The organism is Herbaspirillum sp. Her3 (genome assembly GCF_057961275.1).
Genome location: NZ_CM176328.1, coordinates 2,704,439 through 2,724,271, shown reverse-complemented (window position 1 = coordinate 2,724,271; position 19,833 = coordinate 2,704,439). Strand labels below are relative to the sequence as shown.

Below are 19,833 nucleotides of genomic sequence, written 5' to 3'. Positions count from 1 at the left end.
TGTTCTCCTTGTCCGTTGGTGGATCTCTCTTGGTTGATCTCTTCGCCGTCGGCCACCCTCACACCACCGGCGGGCGGGCTGGCAAGGCGACGTAGAAGCAGCTGCCCTGCCCCTCCACCGACTCCACCCAGATGCGCCCGCCATGCCGCTCCACGACCCGCTTGACCAGCGCCAGCCCGATACCCTCGCCCTTGGCGGCGTTGCCGTGCAGGCGCTGGAAGGCGATGAACATCTTGTCCATGTAGGCGGCCGGGATCCCCAGGCCGTTGTCGCGCACGAAGTAGGTGACCAGGCTGGGCGCGGCCACTACGCTATCGGCCTGCCGGTGCAGATAGCCGATGGTGATCCGGCCCGGGCGGGAGGGGTCGAGGTAATTGACGGCGTTGCCCACCAGATTGCCCAGCACCTGCTCCACCGATACCGGGTCGCCATAGGCCGGCGGGAGGTTGGGCTGGATGTCCACCTGCGCCTCCTTGGCACGGATGCTGCCGCTCATGGCGGCGACGATGCGCTGGGCAATCGCGTGCATGTCCAGCATCACCGGCTGGTACTCCACCCTGCCTGCACGGGACAGGCGCAGCATGGCATCGATGATGCCCGCCGAGCGCGTCACCGCATTCTGGATGAAGCGCAGCGAGGTATGGATGTCCTCCTCCACCAGAGCGCGCAGGCGCTGGCGGTCGGGCTCGGGCAAGGCCAGGCGATCCACTTCGTCCAGCAGATCGCGCGTGGCATGGGTGATCTCCTTGCTGAAGCCCTGCAGGTTGACCAGTGGCGAGCGCAGGTCATGCGAGACGCTGTAGATGAACATCTCGTTGTCCTGGGTCTGCTGGCGCAAGTCGCTGTTGACCTCGGCCAGTTCGCGCGCGCGCTGCTCCAGTTCCTCGCGATAGCCCTTGGCCTGGCGGGCGGCTTCGGCCAGGCGCTCGCTGCTGCGATGCAGGGCATCGTCGAGCAGGCAGATTTCATCATTGCCGCCCACCCGCGCGGCCATTGGCTGGCCATCGGACAAGTGGCGGGCATTGTCGATCAATATGCCGATGCGGCGGCCAATGTTGCGGGTAAAGGCCAGCGAGGCCAAGGCGGCCGTGACGATGGAGCCCAGCACCGCCAGGATCAGCCACCAGGTCTGCGAACGGCGTGCCTCTTGCAGCCGCTCGCTGCGCTCGTTGCCCAGGCGCCGCTCTTCGTCCACGAAACGGTCCATCTGCTTGAGGAATTCGGAGAGCCGGTGCGGCCCCTGCTCATCGCGCAACTGGCGGATCAGATCGTCGCGCTGACCACGCATCAAGCGCTCGCGGGCACTGTCGTCCCAGTTGCGGTAGCGCGCAATGGATTCGTGCACCTCGCGCATGGTGGTGCTTTGCGCGGCATTGTCGGAGACCAGGCGCGCCAGTTCACCGGCCTTGACCTCGACGTCACCCCAGATGTCGCTGCGGTTCAAGGTATCGGGCTGGTCCAGCAGAACGGCGTTACGTATCCGTGCCGCCTCCAGCAACATGGGTTCGCGCAGCTCGGCGGCCTTGTTCATGACCTGCAGGGAATGCGAGGCCCAGCGCTCGGCCTCCTCGGCGTCGGCCTGCGATTTGAACAGCGCTCCCAGCAGCAGTACTTCAAACAGGCTTGGTATGGCAACGATCAGCAAGCCCTTGGTCAGCAATCTCATCTGCGTTCGCCCGCTTCATCATCATTCTTACGGTGCAAAGCCGCCGATCAGGCCCTTGCGTCACACCTGCGCCCGGCGGCGCAGCCGATATATCAGACGTCAACGGGCTGGATCTGCAGTGCGCCCCCTTGGCATTTCCTTCTTGTTTTTCCTGCGCATCCCTGAGTGCTTGCGGTCCTGAGCTGCGGACCGGAGGTGTGCGTTTCTGGTAATCAATTATTACGCACGATTATAAACTCACAATATGCCCGCACGCGCGAGCCGTGGCAAGCACCCGGAACCGAGCGCGGCGGCATGGCCGAAGGGGTAAGCAAGATGCAAAGGCGGGCGAGCCGCCTCGTCTCGCGCATGGGCTAACCGGCCAGGTCGCCTACTGGCTGCGGTATCGACAGGGGATCGAAGTCGATCCAGTCGCCTTCACGGATGGTCCCCTCGCCACGCTCCAGATCAGCACTCTCCAGTGCTTGCAGCAGGCGGATCGCTTCCCTCTCCTGCTGCGGATCGCCCACGGCAACGGCCACCAACATGCCCGCCACGCGCCGGGGCAAGGGATCATCATCGGTTGCGGCGAGGCTGCCGACCAGTCCACCCAGATGGCCGCCCACCAATCCGCCGAGGGCCGGACCTAGCGGACCGGTCACGGGCGCCGTGGCCAATCCCGCTGCGGCACCCGCTCCCGCACCAGCGGCCACGCCAGCGGCAGCCCCGCGGTCAGTGTCTTCGGCGCCGGGAGATTTGTCGCGGTCACCACCGACGGCAAAGCGGTCATGCTGGCCCGCCGGGTTGACGAAGAAAGTGCTGATGCGCGCGCGGGCGAAGCCCGCTTCTTCCAGCACCGAGACCGCATGCGCAGCCTCCTCCTGCAGATCGAAACGGGCAGCAATGATGGTGCTCATGGTGTCTCCTGCACAGGCGCCCGCGGGGCGCCGCGCCTATCGGTCCTCTGGGACCTGCTCCGCTGCACGATAGCGGCGGATCAGGGCGTTGGTGGAACTGTCGTGATGCAGCGGTTCGGCGGGGTCCAGCAACTGGCGCGCGGTGCGCTTGGCCAACTGCTTGCCCAGCTCCACACCCCATTGGTCGAAGGAATCGATGTTCCAGATCACGCCCTGGGTAAAGACACTGTGCTCATACAAGGCCACCAGTGTGCCGAGGCTGTAGGGCGTCAGCTTGTCGAGCAGCAGGCTGTTGCTGGGACGGTTGCCGGGGAAGACCCGATGCGGCGTCAACGCTTCGGACGTGCCTTCTTCCCGCACGCGCTGCGCACTCTTGCCAAAGGCCAGCGCTTCGGCCTGCGCAAACATGTTGGCCATCAGCAGGGCGTGGTGCTGGCCCAGCGCTTCGGCCGGCCGGCAAAAGCCGATGAAGTCGCACGGCACCATGTGCGTGCCCTGGTGCAGCAGCTGGTAGAAGGAATGCTGGCCATTGATGCCATTGTCGCCCCAATACACGGGCGAGGTCGCGTAGTCCACGGCATCGCCCTGCAGGGTGACCTGCTTGCCATTGCTTTCCATGGTCAGCTGCTGCAGGTAGGCCGGCAGGCGCCTGAGATATTGGCTGTAGGGCAGTACCGCCTGGCTGGCCACGCCGAAGAAGTTGGCATACCACACCGTCAGCATGCCGAGGATGACCGGCAGGTTGGCCTCCAGCGGCGCGGTACGGAAGTGCTCGTCCATGGCATGGAAGCCCGCCAGCATCTGGCGGAAATGCACCGGCCCGATGGCAATCATGGTGGAGAGCCCGATGGCGCTGGTCATCGAATAACGCCCGCCGACCCAATCCCAGAAACCGAACATGTTCTGCGGATCGATACCGAAACGGCTGGCTTCGTCGATGTTGGTGGTCACGGCCACGAAGTGGCGCGCCACGGCGGCATCATCGCCCAGTTGCTGCACGAGCCATTGGCGTGCCGCCTGCGCATTGGTGGTGGTTTCGAGCGTGGTGAAGGTTTTGGAGCAGACGATGAAAAGCGTCTCCTCGGCCTGCAGGGTGCGCACGGTTTCCAGCAGGGCTGCGCCGTCCACGTCTGACAGGAAGTGAAGGTCCAGGTCGCGCTGGCCATAGGGGCGCAGCGCCTCGTACGCCATCATCGGGCCGAGGTCGGAACCGCCGATGCCGATATTGACCACGTGGCGAATGCGGCGCCCGGTATGGCCTGTCCACTCGCCGCTGCGCACCTGTTCGGCAAAGGCTTCCATGCGCCCCAGCACCTGCTGGACCTGGGCGATCACGTCTTCGCCCTCTACCACCAGCCGCTCATGGGCAGGCATGCGCAAGGCGGTATGCAATGCGGGGCGGTGTTCGGTGACGTTGATGGGCTCTGCGCGAAACATGGCTTCGATTCGGTCCGGCAGGTCGCACTGGCGCGCCAGCTGCATGAGCAGGCCCATGGTCTCGGTGGTGACCAGGTTCTTGGAATAGTCAAGATAGAGGCCGACGGCTTCGGCCACCAGGGTTTCGCCGCGCTTGTCGTCGGCCGCGAAAAGCCGCTCCAGCCTGAAGTGGCGGGCGCTGTATTGATGGTGTTCCTGCAGGGCGATCCAGGCACTCTTCTCGGTCAGCGACTGACGCTGGCCATAGGTGAACAGCGGCAACTGCAGGTCGGCGGCGGGCAACTTGGTCATGCGCAACTCCTTGTAGCAAGACGGCACGGCCCCGCGAAGTGCCGGACGACATGCCGGTATCGCGCCATGTTAGTGGCGCGGCAGCGTTTGCCGACATCGGACGGCGGGATATTTGCGTGTAGGAAAAGGGGAAAGCAGATCTGACGGGCGCCAGTCAGGAATCACCGCCTCCGCCCGCAAAGCCTTTACGCTAGCGGCTTTCCGGGATATCCGGCAGGTCAGAATTGGTCAGCCAATTTCTAAAAATTCTCTATATGCTGCGGCTCACCGGGTCAATGAAGCATCGACGTGAGGAGGCAAGAATGAGAATGCAACCAGTCGCCGTGACGAGTCGGCAGACCAACGTGAACAAACCGGGCAAAAGCGTGAAGGTCGACCGTAGCCTGACGCAGGCGGAGGCGCGCGGGGCGAAACCGAAGTTCGTTGTGCCCGTCACGCAGTCACAGCAAGGGGTACCCAAGGCCGCTGCTCCGTCCAGCGCAACAGCGGCGTCCACTGCCCGCGCCCGGCGTCCCGAACAGTACAAGGGGCTCACGGTAGACCGGTTTCTCGCCGTGGCCGATGCGACGGCGAAATATCTGCAGCGCCGCTGATGGCAATGCCGTCGTTCACGCCAACGGACAGCGTCAATCAACCACAGGGAGTCATCATGACAGTAGATGCCATTTCGCCAGGCGCGGGCCGAGTGAGCGCGGCCGCCTCTCCTTCAGCCATTCGCAGCCAGGTAGCCGCAGACGCTGTGCCTGCGGCGGACGCCGGCGGGGAACGTGTTTCGGATTCATCGAGGGTAGCGATTTCCCGGGAAGGCCACATCAAAAGCCGTGAAAGCGACTTGAAGGAACAATCCAAGACTGCAAGCGCTACCGACTGGTATGCCATTCCCGTTTGGTATGCAGACTATCTGCCAGAGAGCGTGCCAGTGGGAACCAGCGCGTTGGAAATGGACAGAATCAATGCGCGCTTCAACGTCCTTTCCGAAGGCGAGCAGCAACAATATTTTCCGGCCCTCAGTCGGCACTTGGTACAAATGATGTCCGACTTTGGGCTGGAAGATGGCAAACCGGCCTACGACGCCTTCATCGCCGATCCGGTCTCCAGCGAGTTCTTTCGTCAGGAATACGAACGGCGGCTTGCAGCCGATCCTGTGATGATGAAATTGCTTACAAAGATGGGAATGGCCCCCAAACACTCTACTCTCAACATTCAAGGAGACAAATCATGAAATATCTCCCGTCAATCCAACTGTGCCTGACAGTGGTGGCCGCGCCTGCAGCGCACAGGCAGTCAATCCGATCCTCGACGCACTCCGCTCCGATGAAATCGCGGTGCAATTGCTCCAAGACGATGAACTTATACGCATCAAAGGGACGGCCCTGCAAAGAATACAAAACATCGTCCCCCCGAGCGTCACGATGGGCATCAAAGAACACCAGGTGACCTATAAGAAATTCGGCAGCTTTGCCGACTACGCCTCCTACCGCTATATCGGCTTCAGCTACAGCCCTCAGTCCAAGCAGCGAATTAACTTCAAGGGCCAACCCTACGATACCGTCGGCGACATCTGGCTCGCCGACAGGTACAGCAATCCTTATGAATGGCGGCGAATGAATGCAGTGGTCATCGAGCGTCATTTGCAAGAAGTGGCCAAGAACGGGACACTTCGGCCGGAAGGGTTCCGCGACGCAAGCTGGAACCGTCCAATCAATAGATTTTTCTGGTAGAGCCTCGCCCCATCATGAGGCCATTTCACACGCAACCACAGGTAACGGGCAAACTTGCAAGCATGCTCCTCCTGAGCCTTGCGGCGACTCCGCCGGTGCAAGCCGATACGATCTACACCAAGTCCGGCGACATCCTCTCCGGCCAACTGATTTCCTTCCAGGATGGCCTGTGCCTGTTCAAGACGCGTTACGGTGTTCCGGTCAGCGTGCAGGCCAACGACCTGGCCGGACTCAGCACCGATGAGCGCCATCGCATCACGTTTGCCAACGGCGACATCGCCAGCGGACGCCTGCTGCACACGCCGGGCGGCAGTACGGTGCTGGAGTCGGGCAGTTTCGGCCGGGCCGACATTGCCAGCGACAGCATCACCGCCATGACCCGCCTTTTCGATGACAAGAAACGCGATGGTGCGGAAAACGTCAAAGCGCGCGAACCCGGGATCGGCAACGACAGCAGTCAACAAGCCCCCCTTGGATTTCCTCGCAGGTTCCACGGTCCTGCTGGCGCCCGGCAAGCTGGAACTGGAGTGGGCCCTGCAGTACAAGCAGGCCCGTACCAGTCACTCGCTGATGAACGTAGGCTACTTCCAGATGTCGGCACAGAATTCCACGCAGCTGGAATGGGCTACCACGCTGCGCGCCGGCTTGGCGCACGATGTGGAAGCCTGGCTGTCGCTGCCGCTGACCCACACCGGTATAGAACAGGTTTCCACCAACGAATACGTACGCAGCGCCAGTCAGTGGGCTCTCGGTGACATCAGTGCCGGCCTGCAATACCAGTGGCTGCGGGAAACTGCGCAATGGCCGGCCGTGTCGCTGACGATGACGTTTTCTGCACCGACCGGAAAAAAACGCTATTACCCGCCCGAAGAAACCTGGCGCGATCCGCTCAGCAACGGCTCGGGCCACTGGAGCCTTGCGCCCGGCATCGCCTTCGTACGCAGCAGCGATCCGGCCATGCTCTTCGGCGGGCTCAACTATCGCTGGTCCCTCGAACGCCGGATCGATGCCTATCGGGTGCAGCCTGGCGCAGGTCTTGCGGGTTACCTCGGGCTGGGCCTTGCGCTCAACGACAAGCTGTCCGTGGGCACGCGGGTGTCGTTCTCGCATTACCGCAATCTGCGCGTAGATGGGCAGACCATCGCAGGTTCGGGCAAAGACCCTCTGGACTTGTCGCTCTCAGCGTCTTACCGCGCCTTCGAGCAATGGACGATCTCGCCCCAGGTGAGCTTCGGACTCAATGACGAAGCCGGACCGGCCTATGTCAGCCTGCGCATGAACCGGCGCTTCGAATGAAACGCCGGACCCTGCTCGGACTTTTGGTGCTGTGGCCGAGGGCAGCGCCCCGCGCGGCACCGGCAGGGCTGAAATCGATGCGGCAGCTACAGATGCAGGAGATTGAGCGACAGACCCTGGACTATTCCTGCGGCGCCGCCGCGCTGGCGATCCTGCTAAGGCTGTACTTCGGCCATCCGCTGGAGGAGCAGGACGTACTGGCTGACATCATCACCCGTCTGCCCAAGCCTGAACTGGCTGACCGCATCAAGCACGGCTTCTCGATGCTGGACCTGAAACAGTCCGCGCAGCGGATGGGCTATGCCGCAACTGGCGTGCGTCTGACCATGGAGCAGGCCATGCGGCTGAAAGGGCCGGTCATCGTCCTGCTGTATCGGGACGAACTCAAGCATTTCGTTGTGCTCAAGGGAATCGTCCAGGGGCGCGCCCTGCTGGCCGACGCCGTGCGCGGCCACGTTCGCCTGCCCTTGCATGAGCTCGCCCAGCAATGGCGTGGAGAAACCCTGGTCGTCGGCCGCGAACAGTTCGGCCTGCCCTCTTCCCATGCGCTGGCCCCGGCGTCTGGCAACGCGGTGGCCCCCGAACAGGAAACCGTCAGGGCGCTGCACCACCTCCCGCTCAACTGAGATGCAGCGTCAGCAATTCCACCGGCAGACTGCCCAGGATCTCGGCCACGGCGATGCTGCCGCCACGCTCGCCTTCCGGCATGGCGCATTCTTCCAGTTCGCCCTGGCCAGTGGTGAGCACGCTGCGCCAGTGCCGCATCTCGCTGCCGGCGTGTGAAAGTACCTGCGACAGGCTGATACGGGTGTCGCCCCATGCTTCGTCAGAGACCAGCGGCAAGGCTTCTTCGCAACGTCCCTCGAAGGACAGCAGATGGCCCGCCAGGCGCGTGCAGACCACCACGGTCGCATGCCAGTCGCTCTGGTCCTCCTGTTGGCCCGGCATCAGCCTGGCAAAGGCGATCACGTGGCGCGCCAACTTGCCGTGCGTGCTCAGCGGCAAGTAACGGCCGTATGCGAACAGGTCCGCATGCTGGCGCCGGTACTGCAGCACCGCATGGATCAGTTGCTGCTTGGTGCCACCGCTCTGCCAGTCGCGCAAGGAGACCGGCCGGTTGACGGCATCGGCAAGGAGCCGCTCCCGCAGGGCGAAATCGACCGGCCGCCGGTTGTCTGGATCCACCATGCTCAAGTCCCATAATTCGCTGCCTTGGTAGAAATCGGGTACGCCCGGCGAGGTCAGCTTGAGCATGGTTTGCGACAGGCTGTTGACCGCGCCCAGCGGCGCCAGGCGGCGTACAAAGCCCTCCAGTTCGGTGAGGAAGGGATGATGATGCGGATCGAGTCCCGGATCACACAGCAGCGCACGGGTGAACCGCTCGCAGGCAGCCTCATAGTCGGTCTGCGGCACCACCCAGTCGCTGCGGCGCTTGGCTTCGCGCAAGGCCTTGCGCTGCCAGGCGATGACGCGTTCGGCCAGTTCGCCCAGGGCACTCAGATCATCGTCGCCGGCATGCATGCCGTCCGGCCATGCACCGACCAGGGTCTGGTACAGCATGCATTCGTCGGCGGCATCGATGCCGCACTGCTCACCCGCCGTGGCCGCCACGATGGGGGCGTTCAACTGATGCCAGTGACGCAGCACGGTAGCCCACTCCTCGGCGATCTCGGAGAGCGCGGCCAGGCGCATGCGGGCATCCTCGCCGCGCTTGTGGTCGTGGGTGCCGGTGGCCAGCAGGCTGGCCGGCGTCTGCCCGGCGCGGCGCGCCGCCAGCTGGTGGAAATGTGCCACCGAGAGCGCCAGGTGCGCAGGCTCGGCGCCGACCTCGTTGCGCGAAAGCAGGCGTCCGTAGCGATAGAAGGCAGTGTCTTCCATCGATTTGGCCGTCAGCGGCGGCGTCAGTTGCTGGAAGCGCGCAATGGCCCGCAGTTGCAAGGCGCGGCGGTGTGCATCGCGGCTGTCGAGCAGCAGGTCGCCGCCCAGCCAGCCCTCCACTACGTGCAGCGTCGCGTGGTCGGCTGCGTGCAGGGTCGTCGCAGCCTTCTGCACGGTGCGCGCCAGCAGCTCGCGCTCCTGCGCCGGCATGCCCTGCTCGCTGGCGTAGGTGCGATAAACCGGGAAATGCACCAGCAACTCGGCCACCGCGCGGCGGATCGACATGAGCGTGATATCGCGGGTCTGCGTCGCACTGCGCGCGAGCTGGTGCAGACAGAGCGTGAGCGCATTGAATTCAGCGGCGAAATTGCGCACCAGGAAGCTGCGCCGCGCTTCTTGCACGATGGTCGGGAAATGGCACAGCTCGCCCGGTCCGTGGCTTTGCAGCTGATCGGCGGTGACGGGCAGTTCTGCCACGATGTCGCGCCAGAGCTCGTCGAGCACCGGTTCGCCTTCGCTGTCGTGCAGGACGGCGGCGCACTGGTCCATGAACTCGTAGCCGGTGGTGCCGTCGAGCTGCCAGCCGGGCGGCAGGGTCTCGTCGCCGGCCAGGATCTTCTCGGCGATGAGGTAGGGTTCATGGTCGGGGCGCAAAACGCGCAGGCGCTCACGCAGGCGCAGGCAATAAGCGGCGGGATCGGTGAGGCCATCAATGTGGTCCAGCCGCAAGCCATCGATGATGCCCTCGGCATAGAGACGGAAGATCCCGGCATGCATGGCTTCGAAGACGTCTTCGCGCTCCACCCGCATGCCCACCAGTTCACTCACCTCGAAGAAGCGGCGCCAGTTGATCTCGTCGGCCGCATTGCGCCAGTAGGCCAGGCGGTAATGCTGGCGCTCCAGCAATTGGTGCATGGCGCTGCGGCCGTGTGGCTGGCTGGCCGAGAAGGCCGCGAGCGCTGCGTCGATGTCGGCCAGTGCATCGGGGTCGGCGGCCAGGGCCTGCAATTGCGCACGGGCTTCGGTGGCCAGGCGGTCCTTGTCGGCATGCGCCGGATCGAGCGCGGCAAAGGCTGCGATCACCTCGCCCAGGCGCGCACTGCCGGCCGTCTCCAGGACGGCGGCGTAATCCGAGGGTGACAGCGGAAAGCGGTTGTCGTAGTGCGCCACCTGCAACTCGCCCTGCTCAGCGTCAACACGCAGGATCAGCTCGCCCGCCTCCAGCGCCTCCGCATAGGGCTGGCCGAGGAAAGGCAGCAGCACCTTGCCGTTGAGCGCCGGATCGGGACTGTCCCAATGAATGTCGAACCACTCGGCATGGCGGCTGTGGCGGCCCCAGCGCAAGACGTCCTGCCACCAGGCATTGTGATGGCCGACCGCCATATGGTTGGGCACGATGTCCACCACCAGGCCCATGCCTTGCGCACGCAGACGCTGGTGCAGATGGCGCAGCCCCGCTTCGCCGCCGAGTTCGGGATTGATCCGGGTGGCATCCACCACGTCATAGCCGTGGGTGGAACCAGGACGCGCCACCAGGATGGGCGAGAGGTAGAAGTGGCTGATACCCAGGCGATGGTAGTAGTCCACCGTCTGGGCAGCCTGCTCGAAACCGAAGTCGCGGTGCAGTTGCAGCCGCGCAGTAGCGCGCGGGATGCCACTGCGCGGCGGGGATGGTGAGGATACGGAAGAGGCTGGCATCAGATCTCCTTGGAGGGGCCGCCGCGCACACGGCGCAGGCGTTCCAGCCTGGCCTTGGCGGCATAGGCGGCAAAGAGCTGCGGCATGTCCTCGGGCAGGCGGCGGCGCCAGTTGGGATGGGGCTCGGTCACACCGGGCAGATTGGGTTGCTGGGTCAGGCCGAGGATGTCTTCCACCGGCACCACGGCCAGCGGTGCGGGCGTGGCAGCGACATATTCCAGCGCGGCATCGACGGCGATGGCGCAATCCTCCAGCGCGGCCGGCACCGTGGAGTCGTCCACCACCTCGGCCACAGCGCAGGCCACCTCCGGCAACGGGCCGCTGGCCCAGCCGTGCTGCACCAGGCTCTGCCAGAGCAGGCTGCGCTCCTGCCGGCGCTGTTCCAGCGCGGCCGGCAATCCTTGATCCAGCTGGCCCAGGCGCTCACGCCAGGCCAGGTCGGCGCCGGACCACCATCCCGCAACGGTCGGCAAATCATGGGTCGTCGTCACGGCAATGGCCTGGCGCGACCAGGCCGAGGGGGGACGGAAACCCTTCTTGTCGCGCTCGAACCAGAGCACACGAATGCCTGACACGCCGGCCTCCTCCAGCACCGTGTCGAAACCGGGCGGGACCGTACCCAGGTCCTCGCCGATGACCACCGTGCGATGGCGCCAGGACTCCAGCGCGATCAGGCGCAGCATGTCCTGCTGCGGGTAGGCCACGTAGGCCCCGGCATCGGCTGCACACCCCTGCGGCACCAGCCACAGGCGATTCAGGCCCAGCACGTGATCGATGCGCACGCCGCCCCCCTGGGCGAAGGTGGCGCGCAGCATGGCGAGATAACCGCGATAGCCGGTGCGCCGCAGCGCCAGCGGAGAAAAGGCGCCCAAGCCCCAGTTCTGGCCCTGCGGGGCGAGCAGATCCGGTGGCGCGCCTACCGTCAGGCCGGCAGCGATCTCGTCCTGATGGCTCCAGGCCTGGCTGCCGCCATTGTCAGCGCCCACCGCCAGATCAGCGATGAGGCCGATGGACATGCCGGCCGCGCGCGCGCTTTGCTGGGCCTGTGACAACTGGCGCGCAGCCTGCCATTGCAGGAACAGGTGGAAATCGATTTCTCCGGCATGCCCGGCCGCAAAGGCCTGCATCTCGGGCGTCTCCGGATGGCGGCCGGCCTCGCCCCATTGGCGCCAGTCGCAACAGCCGGGGTCGCCCTGACTGCTCAGATGGTGGCTGTAAGCCTCGAACAGGGCATGGGCGCGCAAGGCCTGGCCGCCTTCCATCTGGAAGGCCGCGAACGACGCCAACAGCGCCGTGTCACCCGCATGTTCCGTGCGGAACAGGGCGTACAGGCGACGCAGCAGCGTCATGCGATGCGCCCCCCCACGCGCCCAGTCCACCAGGCTGGCCTGTTGCAGCCGTTCATGGGCGGCGATCATTTCGGAGCCGCCCTCGGCCAGCACCTGGGCCTGGGCATCGGCACCCAGAATGCCGGCGGGGTCGATCAGGAAAGGATTGAGAAACAGGCGGCTGGAGGGCGAATAAGGACTGCTGCGCCCCGGATCGGCCGCAAACATCGCATGCACCGGCGACATCGCCAGGCCCGCAGCGCCATACTCCGCCACCATCGGTGCCAGCGCCGCCAGCGCGCCGAAATGACCGATGCCGCCATCGCCGTAGAGCTTGCGCGCTTGCTTCAGGCTGTCGCTGCGCAGGCCATAGACTTGCGCGGCCAGCGCCCAGCCGCGCTCGCAGCCTTGTCCGGCCAGGGCGTCGGCAATGGTGTAGCAGCGTGGCGGCGCAATGGCCAGGGTCAGGATGTGGCCGGCCACCAGCAGGCGGTGATAGCCGGGCACGTCGATGGGCGGCAGGCTCGGCGGCTGGTTCACATCGGAAGAAATCAGCAGTGTCAGCCTGGCGCCATTGTCCAGTTCGACGCGGCAGGACAAGCCGTGCAGCCGGGAGTGCGCCGGCAGCAGCACGCGCTGGTGTTGGACGCCGGTCAGCAGCGGCGGCAGATAACCCACCGCATGCTCGCGGTCGAGCTGGGCCAGGCTGTGGCGACACTGCTGCGCCGATTCACAGGGCAGGCCCAGCGCGGCGAGGATGGCGCGCAGCGCTTCGTCCTGCACTACCCGGGGCTGGTCGTAGGCATCAATCCAGTGGACGGCGATGCCGGCGCGTTCGGCCAAACGATATAAATCATTGTCAGCGGCAGGCATTGCGGCGGGCTGGCGCAGGGCGGCGCTCATGCTGCCCTCCCCGCCCCGGCCTCGGCCGCTTCGGCCGGTGGCTCCCGCAGCGCCAGCACGGCATGGCCGGGGAAGCTGCCGCTGGCCAGCGCATCGAGTGCGCCACCACTGTCGAAGAGCACGTCAGCCCCGGCCGGCTGGGCCAGGTCTTCCAGTGCCTCCTGCAGGAGGGCCTCATCGAGATTGACGGTGATGTTGAGCACGCTGCCATTGGCCAGTTGCCAACGCGCATGCACGGCCTTGGGACCGATGGCGCGCGCTTCCAGTGCCCTGGCACCGCGCAGGTAGGGGGCGATATGCAGCTTGCGGATGTGCAGCAGTTCGGTCACGCGGCGCAGGCAGGCGGCCGAACCGGGCGCCGGGCCGGGCTCCGGAATGGACGACACGAAGGTGGCAAAACTGTTGGGATCCGGAATCTGCTCCAGCAGCTTGGGATCGGCAAATTGCGGGAAGCGCGCAAACTCGCGGCGGCGCCCCTCGCGCACCGCCTTGACCAGTTCTTCGTCGCGATGGCTGGTGAAATACAGGAAAGGCTGTACCGCGCAGAACTCCTCGCCCATGAACAGCATCGGCACCTGCGGCGCCAGCAGGATCAGCGCCTGCGCCGCATGCAGGGCGAGCGGATGGGCCAGCACCGTGAGGCGTTCGCCGAAGGCGCGATTGCCGATCTGGTCATGGTTCTGCAGGAAGTTGACGAAGGCCGTAGTCGGCAAATCGGCGCTGGGTTCGCCGCGCGGCTCACCCGAATACGGCGAGACCTCTCCCTGATAGACGAAGCCCTGCTGCAGGCAGCGCGCCAGCTTCTCGGCCGGTGCCTCGGCATAGGCGCCATAGTAGCCGCTATCCTCGCCGGTCAGCAGCACGTGCAGGACGTGGTGCGCGTCATCGTTCCATTGCGCATCGTAGACGTGGCTGGAACGCTCGCGCACCTGGCCGATCTCGGCCACCTCTGCTTCGGCTTCGATGGCAGCGGTGTAGCCCAGCAGGTGCGCGGCGTTGCCGTCGTGCTCCAGCACCAGGTGGACATGCCTTTCGCTACCGATCTCGGCGCGGATACGCTGGCCCAGTGCGACCAGCCAGTCCTGTTCGCAGATGGCGTGGACCGCATCCAAACGCAGGCCGTCGAAGCGATATTCCTGCAGCCAGTACAGCGCGTTCTGGGTGAAGAAATCCGCGACCTCGGGACGGCGGAAATCGATGGTAGCGCCCCACAGGGTGTTCATGTCGTGACGGAAGAATTCCGGCGCGTAGCTGTGCAGGTAATTGCCGTCCGGGCCGAAGTGGTTGTAGACCACATCGAGGAAGACCATCATCCCCAGCCCGTGGGCGGTATCGATGAGTGACTTGAGCTGCTCCGGGGTGCCATAGCTGGCATCAGGCGCGAACGGTAGCACGCCGTCGTAACCCCAGTTGTGGGCGCCGGGGAATTCGGCCACCGGCATCAGTTCGATGGCGGTGATGCCCAGCTCGGCCAGTTCCACCAGGCGCTGCTGGATGCCCGCAAAGCCGCCCAATGCGCCGGGATGCAATTCGTAGAGCACCGTTTCTTCCCAGGGGCGGCCCTGCCATTGCGGGTACTGCCACAGGAAGGATTCCCCATCCACCACCACGCTGGGATCGAAGACGTCACCAGCCTGACCGCGCGAAGCCGGGTCCGGCGCGACGACCTCGCCTTGTTCCCGGGTCTGGAAGACATAGCGGTAAAGGGTGCCGGGCTCGCAGTCGGTTTCCAGCGCGTACCAGGCCGGGGATGCGGGATCCTCGACCGTCATCGGCACCCGGCCGCGTCCGGTGATCTCCACGGCCACGGCCTCGGCACCGGGTGCCCAGACGCGAAAGCGCACCTGGCCGGGCGCGGTCACCTGGGCGCCAAAGGGCAGCTTCACGGAAAAGCGGGCCGTCATGCGCGTTCTCCCCATTCGTTGCGTTGTATCCATTCATTGGCGGCCAGCGGATAGATGGCCGAGGACAGGTGCAGGGGCCGGTTGGCAAACACCTGCAGGGTGTGGGCCTGGACCTGCACGGTGGCACTGCCATCCACCTTGGTCCGGGAGCCCTCTCCTTCCGGCATGCCGGTAGGCTGCGCACAGTCGAGCAGGAGGAAGTACTCCCCTTCGGTACGGGGGAAGTTGAACTCGATGGGCTCGTGACCCGCGTTGACGAAGATCATCAGCACGTCAGGCGGGACTTCCTGCGCCTCGCCCGGACCATCGCCCCCCGCCGCATTGGCAGCGTCGTGCAGGCGCGAACTCAGTTGCTTGTGCGGCTCCAGGCGCCTGCCGGCCAGTTGCAGGGTAATGGCGCGCGCCACCGGGTTGTTCCAGTCTTCGCTGGAGACCGGCTGGGCCGCTTCGTCGAACCAGGCCACGTCGGGCAAGCCATCGGCCACCATCTGGTTGCCATGCAGGAAGTAGCTGGCGCGCAGCACTTCAAAGTCACGCCGGATGGCGGTCACGCGGCCGACAAAGGCGGTCAGCGCCGCGCCTTCGGGGGAACGGGCCTGCTCCCAGTTGATCCACGAAATCTCGTTGTCCTGGCAGTAGGCATTGTTGTTGCCGCCCTGGCTGCGATGGAATTCGTCCCCGGCCAGCAGCATGGGGGTGCCCTGCGCCAGCAGCGTAGAGGCCAGCATGGAACGCTGCACACAGGCGCGGGTGGCCTGGATGTCGGGATCATCGGTCTCGCCTTCGGCACCCCAGTTGTAGCTGGCGTTGTCGTTGTGACCGTCGTTGTTGTTCTCTCCGTTGGCCTCGTTGTGCTTGCCGTTGTAGCTGACCAGATCACGCAGGGTGAAACCGTCATGCGAGGCGATGAAGTTGACGCTGGCCCAGGGCTTGCGGCGGTTGTGCTCGAACAGTTCGGCCGAGCCCAGCATGCGCTGGGCGAAACCGCCGCGCATGGCTTCGTCACCCTTCCAGAACTTGCGCATGTCGTCGCGGAACTTGTCGTTCCATTCGCCAAAGCGCGCCGGGTGGTTACCAAGCTGGTATCCGCCGGGGCCGATGTCCCAGGGTTCGGAGATGAGCTTCAGGCGCGACAGCACCGGGTCCTGCAACAGCGCATCGAAGAAGCCGGAGCCCGGATCGAAGCCGTGCGGCTCGCGCCCCAGCGTCGACCCCAGATCGAAGCGGAAGCCGTCGATGTGGAAGGACTGCGCCCAGTAGCGCAGCGAATCCAGCACCATCTGCAGCACACGCGGATGCGACAGGTTCAGGGTATTGCCGCAGCCGGTGTCGTTGATGTGGTAACGCTCCTGGCCGGGCAGCAGGCGGAAGTAGCTGGCATTGTCGAGGCCACGGAAGGACAGCGTTGGCCCGAGCTCGCTGCCGCAACTGGTGTGGTTGTAGACCACATCGAGGATCACCTCGATGCCGGCGCTGTGCAGGCGGCGCACGGCCATGCGCAACTCGTTGGGATCGCCCGTGGACATGTAGGAAGGCTCGGGCGCGAAATAGGCCAGCGTACTGTAGCCCCAATAGTTGCTGAGACCGCGTTCGATGAGGAAGCTGTCCTGCAGGAAGGCATGCACCGGCATCAGTTCCAGCGTGGTCACACCCAGGCGCAGCAGGTGGTCGATGAAGGCCGGGTCGGACAAGGCAGCGAAGGTGCCGCGCTCATGTGGCAGCAGATCCTCGCGCATCCTGGAGATGCCCTTGACGTGGGCTTCGTAGATGACGGTCTTGTTCCAGGGCACCTGCGGCAGGCGGTCATGTTCCCACATGAAGGCGTCATCGGTGACCATCGCCTTGGGCATGGCGGCGGCGCTGTCGCGGCGGTCGAAGGACAGGTCGGCGCGCGCCGAGTGCAATCGGTAGCCGTAGAGCGCATCGGTCCAGCGCACCTGGCCGACCAGGCGCCTGGCGTAAGGGTCCAGCAGCAGCTTGTTGGGATTGAAGCGATGGCCCTTGTTGGGCTCGTAGGGACCATGGGCGCGGAAACCATAGACCAAGCCCGGTGCGGCGCCGGGCAGATAGCCGTGCCACACTTCATCGGTGCATTCGGGTAGCGTGATGCGCTTCAATTCGCGCTTGCCGGACGGGTCGAACAGGCAGAGGTCCATGCGGGTCGCGTTGGCCGAGAACACCGCGAAATTGACCCCGAGGCCATCGGAACTGGCGCCCAGCGGGTAAGGCAGGCCTGGCATCAGGCGATCAGGAAAGGCGACGCTCATCGTTGGGACTCTCTACGCAGGATCAGGGTGGACAGCGGCGGCAGGTTCAATTCGATGGAAGCCGGGTGGCCGTGCCAGCCGAACTCCTGCACCTCGACCTGGCCCATGTTGCCGCTGTTGCTGCCGCCATAGACGGCGGCATCGGTGTTGAGCACTTCGCGCCAGACGCCGTTGTGGCCGGGGGCAATCGGCGGCACGCCGACGCGGTAGCTGGTGCGCGGTACCGGCGTGAGGTTGACCACGATCAGCACCGGTGGTCCCTCATCGGCATAGCGGAAATACGCCAGCACGCTATTGACGCTATCGTCGCCCACCGCCCAGGAGAAGCCGTCGGCGCGACAATCTCGCTGGTGCAAGGCTGGCTCGCTGCAATAGAGATGGTTGAGGTCGCTGACCAGCTGGCGCAACTGGCGATGGCCGGCGGGATGGCCGCCGTGCTCGTCGAGCAGGTGCCAGTAAGGGGACTTGTCGTGATCGAACTCGTCAGGCTGGCCGAACTCGCTGCCCATGAAGAGCAGCTTCTTGCCGGGATGCGTCCACATGAATCCGTAATAGGCCCGCAGGTTGGCAAACCGCCGCCATTCGTCGCCGGGCATTTTATTCAACAGGGCGCGCTTGCCGTGGACCACCTCATCGTGCGATATCGGCAAGATGAAGTTTTCCGAGAATCCATATAGCAAACCGAATGTCATGTCGTGATGGTGATAACGACGGAACAGCGGGTCATGCTGCATGTAGCGCAGGGTGTCGTTCATCCAGCCCATGTTCCACTTGTAGCTGAAGCCCAGGCCGTGATGGTCGGCCTGGTCCCTGACCTCGGCCGTCACGCCCGGCCAGGAGGTCGACTCCTCGGCGATCATCAATACGCCCGGGCAGCGCTGGGCCACCACGGTGTTGAGTTCACGCAGGAAGGCCACGGCCTCCAGGTTCTCGCGCCCGCCATGGATGTTGGGCACCCATTCGCCGGACTTGCGGCTGTAGTCGCGGTAGAGCATCGAGGCCACCGCATCCACGCGCAGGCCATCGACGTGGAAATGCTCGATCCACTCCAACGCGCTGGCAATCAGGAAGCCGCGCACCTCATTGCGGCCGAGGTTGAAGATCAGCGTATTCCAGTCCTGGTGGAAGCCCTCGCGCGGGTCGGCATGCTCGTACAAGGCAGTGCCGTCAAACTGCGCCAGGCCATGCTGGTCGCTGGGAAAATGTGCCGGCACCCAGTCCAGCAGCACGCCGATGCCGGCCTGGTGGCAGCGGTCGACGAAGGCGGCGAAGCGCTCCGGCTTGCCGAAGCGGGCGCTGGGCGCAAACATGCTGATGGGCTGGTAGCCCCAGGAACCGCCAAAGGGGTGCTCCATCACCGGCATCAGTTCGATATGGGTAAAACCCATGCCGGCCACGTAGGGAATCAACTGGTCGGCCAGTTCATCCCAGCTCAGGTTGCGGTGGGCCTGTTCCGGCACGCGGCGCCACGAGGCGGGATGCAGTTCGTAGATGGACATCGGCGCCGACAGCGACTGGCGCTGCGCACGCTCGGCCATCCATTGCTGGTCTTGCCAGAGATAAGGACGCGCGTCGGCCACGACCGAAGCCGTGGCCGGCGGGGCTTCAGTGGCGCGCGCCACCGGGTCGGCCTTGAGCGGCAGCAGCACGCCATTGCGCCCCAGGATCTCGTACTTGTAGACGTCGCCGGGGCCGATGCGGGGGATGAACAGCTCCCACACGCCCGATTCGTGGCGCAGGCGCATGACGTGGCGGCGGCCGTCCCACTGGTTGAAGTCACCCACCACCGAGACGCGCTCGGCATTGGGTGCCCACACCGCAAAGCGGGTACCGGGTACGCCATCGATCTCCATGGGACGCGCGCCCAGGCAATCGGCCAGCTGGCGGTGACGGCCTTCCTGCAACAGGTGCAGGTCCAGTTCGCCGAGCAGCAGGCCGAAGGCGTAAGGATCTTCGGTGCTTTGCACGCTGCGCTGGCCGTCCGGGATCAGCCAGTCCACCTCCAGCACGTAGGGCAGCGCGTGGCGGCCCTGGTCCAGACCGGTGACCATGCCACTGAAGAAGCCGCTGGGCTGGCCATGCAGCTCGAACTGCTGCAGCTCACCCAGCAGCGCACCGCTGTGGCGGCAGCGCACGCGTACGGCTGCTGCGCCGGGATGGAAGGTGCGGATGGCAGAGAGGCCACCGGACTGGCTGGCATAGCGCGGACCCAGCAGGCTGAAGGGCTGGCTCAGGCGGCCGGACAGCAAGGCTTCCAGCAGGCCCTGCTCTTCAAAGGAAAGGGACAAGGCGGTTTGTTCCAGGGGATGAGGGGAATGCGTGGGGGGCGCGGAACTGGCGTCCGAAGACGCCTCCATCGGCTCGGTCGGAGCCCTGTACGCCGTGACAGACATGCCGGACATGCACACTCCTGTTGTTGTTATCGGGGTTGATCGAAACATCGGAAAACAGCCAAATCAACACGGCGCGCAGAGGGCGGCGCGCCGGCCAACACTTCCCCTGCCCTGTCCGCCTGGACAAGGTGGGAATCGGATCGGAAATCTGGCGA

At 65.0% G+C, this 19,833-nt stretch carries 13 protein-coding genes; 5 read left to right on the top strand and 8 right to left on the bottom strand.

Annotated features, from left to right (window positions below):
- Positions 1–58: 58 nt before the first annotated feature.
- The 3 genes from ACVC5H_RS12470 to pgi form a co-directional block, all read right to left on the bottom strand.
- Positions 59–1,666 (bottom strand): sensor histidine kinase, encoded by a 1,608-nt coding sequence (locus ACVC5H_RS12470; protein ID WP_489622592.1) that lies wholly within the window; start codon positions 1,664–1,666, stop codon positions 59–61.
- A gap of 353 nt (positions 1,667–2,019) precedes the next feature.
- Positions 2,020–2,562, bottom strand: a complete 543-nt coding sequence (locus tag ACVC5H_RS12465; RefSeq protein WP_489622591.1) for a hypothetical protein — start codon at positions 2,560–2,562, stop codon at positions 2,020–2,022.
- 36 nt (positions 2,563–2,598) lie between these two features.
- A complete protein-coding gene (gene pgi, locus ACVC5H_RS12460) occupies positions 2,599–4,290 on the bottom strand; it encodes a glucose-6-phosphate isomerase (protein ID WP_489622590.1) in 1,692 nt (563 codons plus the stop codon).
- Positions 4,291–4,598: 308 nt separating this feature from the next.
- On the opposite strand from pgi, the gene ACVC5H_RS12455 reads away from it, so the two are divergent.
- From ACVC5H_RS12455 to ACVC5H_RS12435, 5 genes are all read left to right on the top strand, one after another.
- On the top strand, positions 4,599–4,883 hold the full coding sequence (locus ACVC5H_RS12455; RefSeq protein WP_489622589.1) for a hypothetical protein: 285 nt from the start codon (positions 4,599–4,601) through the stop codon (positions 4,881–4,883).
- A 56-nt stretch (positions 4,884–4,939) separates the two neighbouring features.
- Positions 4,940–5,512: a hypothetical protein gene (locus tag ACVC5H_RS12450; RefSeq protein WP_489622588.1), complete on the top strand. Its 573-nt coding sequence runs from the start codon at positions 4,940–4,942 to the stop codon at positions 5,510–5,512.
- A gap of 103 nt (positions 5,513–5,615) precedes the next feature.
- Positions 5,616–6,011: a hypothetical protein gene (locus ACVC5H_RS12445; RefSeq protein WP_489622587.1), complete on the top strand. Its 396-nt coding sequence runs from the start codon at positions 5,616–5,618 to the stop codon at positions 6,009–6,011.
- Positions 6,012–6,482: 471 nt separating this feature from the next.
- Positions 6,483–7,307, top strand: a complete 825-nt coding sequence (locus ACVC5H_RS12440; protein WP_489622586.1) for a transporter — start codon at positions 6,483–6,485, stop codon at positions 7,305–7,307.
- Positions 7,308–7,399: 92 nt separating this feature from the next.
- On the top strand, positions 7,400–7,933 hold the full coding sequence (locus tag ACVC5H_RS12435; RefSeq protein ID WP_489622585.1) for a C39 family peptidase: 534 nt from the start codon (positions 7,400–7,402) through the stop codon (positions 7,931–7,933).
- Here the strand turns inward: ACVC5H_RS12435 and treY are convergent.
- From treY to glgB, 5 genes are read right to left on the bottom strand one after another with little or no spacing between them, the layout of a single operon-like run.
- Positions 7,926–10,883 carry a malto-oligosyltrehalose synthase gene (gene treY, locus ACVC5H_RS12430; RefSeq protein WP_489622584.1) on the bottom strand — a complete coding sequence of 986 codons (2,958 nt, stop codon included), beginning with the start codon at positions 10,881–10,883 and terminating at the stop codon, positions 7,926–7,928. The genes ACVC5H_RS12435 and treY overlap by 8 nt on opposite strands.
- Entirely contained in the window at positions 10,883–13,114 is a 2,232-nt protein-coding gene (gene malQ, locus ACVC5H_RS12425) for a 4-alpha-glucanotransferase (RefSeq protein WP_489622583.1), read from the bottom strand. Before malQ ends, treY begins: the two co-directional genes overlap by 1 nt.
- Positions 13,111–15,018, bottom strand: a complete 1,908-nt coding sequence (gene treZ / locus ACVC5H_RS12420; RefSeq protein WP_489622582.1) for a malto-oligosyltrehalose trehalohydrolase — start codon at positions 15,016–15,018, stop codon at positions 13,111–13,113. The genes malQ and treZ overlap by 4 nt, the downstream gene beginning before the upstream one ends.
- Complete coding sequence (gene glgX / locus ACVC5H_RS12415) at positions 15,015–17,285, bottom strand: glycogen debranching protein GlgX (RefSeq protein ID WP_489622581.1); 2,271 nt, start codon at positions 17,283–17,285, stop codon at positions 15,015–15,017. The genes treZ and glgX overlap by 4 nt, the downstream gene beginning before the upstream one ends.
- Positions 17,282–19,687 carry a 1,4-alpha-glucan branching protein GlgB gene (gene glgB / locus ACVC5H_RS12410; protein ID WP_489622580.1) on the bottom strand — a complete coding sequence of 802 codons (2,406 nt, stop codon included), beginning with the start codon at positions 19,685–19,687 and terminating at the stop codon, positions 17,282–17,284. Before glgB ends, glgX begins: the two co-directional genes overlap by 4 nt.
- Positions 19,688–19,833: the final 146 nt, after the last annotated feature.

Bases quoted from the DNA above. Each gene is read 5' to 3' on its own strand.
- malQ (WP_489622583.1), bottom strand. From the start codon at position 13,114: ATGAGCGCCGCCCTGCGCCAGCCCGCCGCAATGCCTGCCGCTGACAAT.
- ACVC5H_RS12455 (WP_489622589.1), top strand. From the start codon at position 4,599: ATGCAACCAGTCGCCGTGACGAGTCGGCAGACCAACGTGAACAAACCG.
- treY (WP_489622584.1), bottom strand. From the start codon at position 10,883: ATGCCAGCCTCTTCCGTATCCTCACCATCCCCGCCGCGCAGTGGCATC.
- ACVC5H_RS12470 (WP_489622592.1), bottom strand. From the start codon at position 1,666: ATGAGATTGCTGACCAAGGGCTTGCTGATCGTTGCCATACCAAGCCTG.
- treZ (WP_489622582.1), bottom strand. From the start codon at position 15,018: ATGACGGCCCGCTTTTCCGTGAAGCTGCCCTTTGGCGCCCAGGTGACC.
- pgi (WP_489622590.1), bottom strand. From the start codon at position 4,290: ATGACCAAGTTGCCCGCCGCCGACCTGCAGTTGCCGCTGTTCACCTAT.
- ACVC5H_RS12465 (WP_489622591.1), bottom strand. From the start codon at position 2,562: ATGAGCACCATCATTGCTGCCCGTTTCGATCTGCAGGAGGAGGCTGCG.
- glgX (WP_489622581.1), bottom strand. From the start codon at position 17,285: ATGAGCGTCGCCTTTCCTGATCGCCTGATGCCAGGCCTGCCTTACCCG.
- ACVC5H_RS12450 (WP_489622588.1), top strand. From the start codon at position 4,940: ATGACAGTAGATGCCATTTCGCCAGGCGCGGGCCGAGTGAGCGCGGCC.
- glgB (WP_489622580.1), bottom strand. From the start codon at position 19,687: ATGTCCGGCATGTCTGTCACGGCGTACAGGGCTCCGACCGAGCCGATG.
- ACVC5H_RS12435 (WP_489622585.1), top strand. From the start codon at position 7,400: ATGCAGGAGATTGAGCGACAGACCCTGGACTATTCCTGCGGCGCCGCC.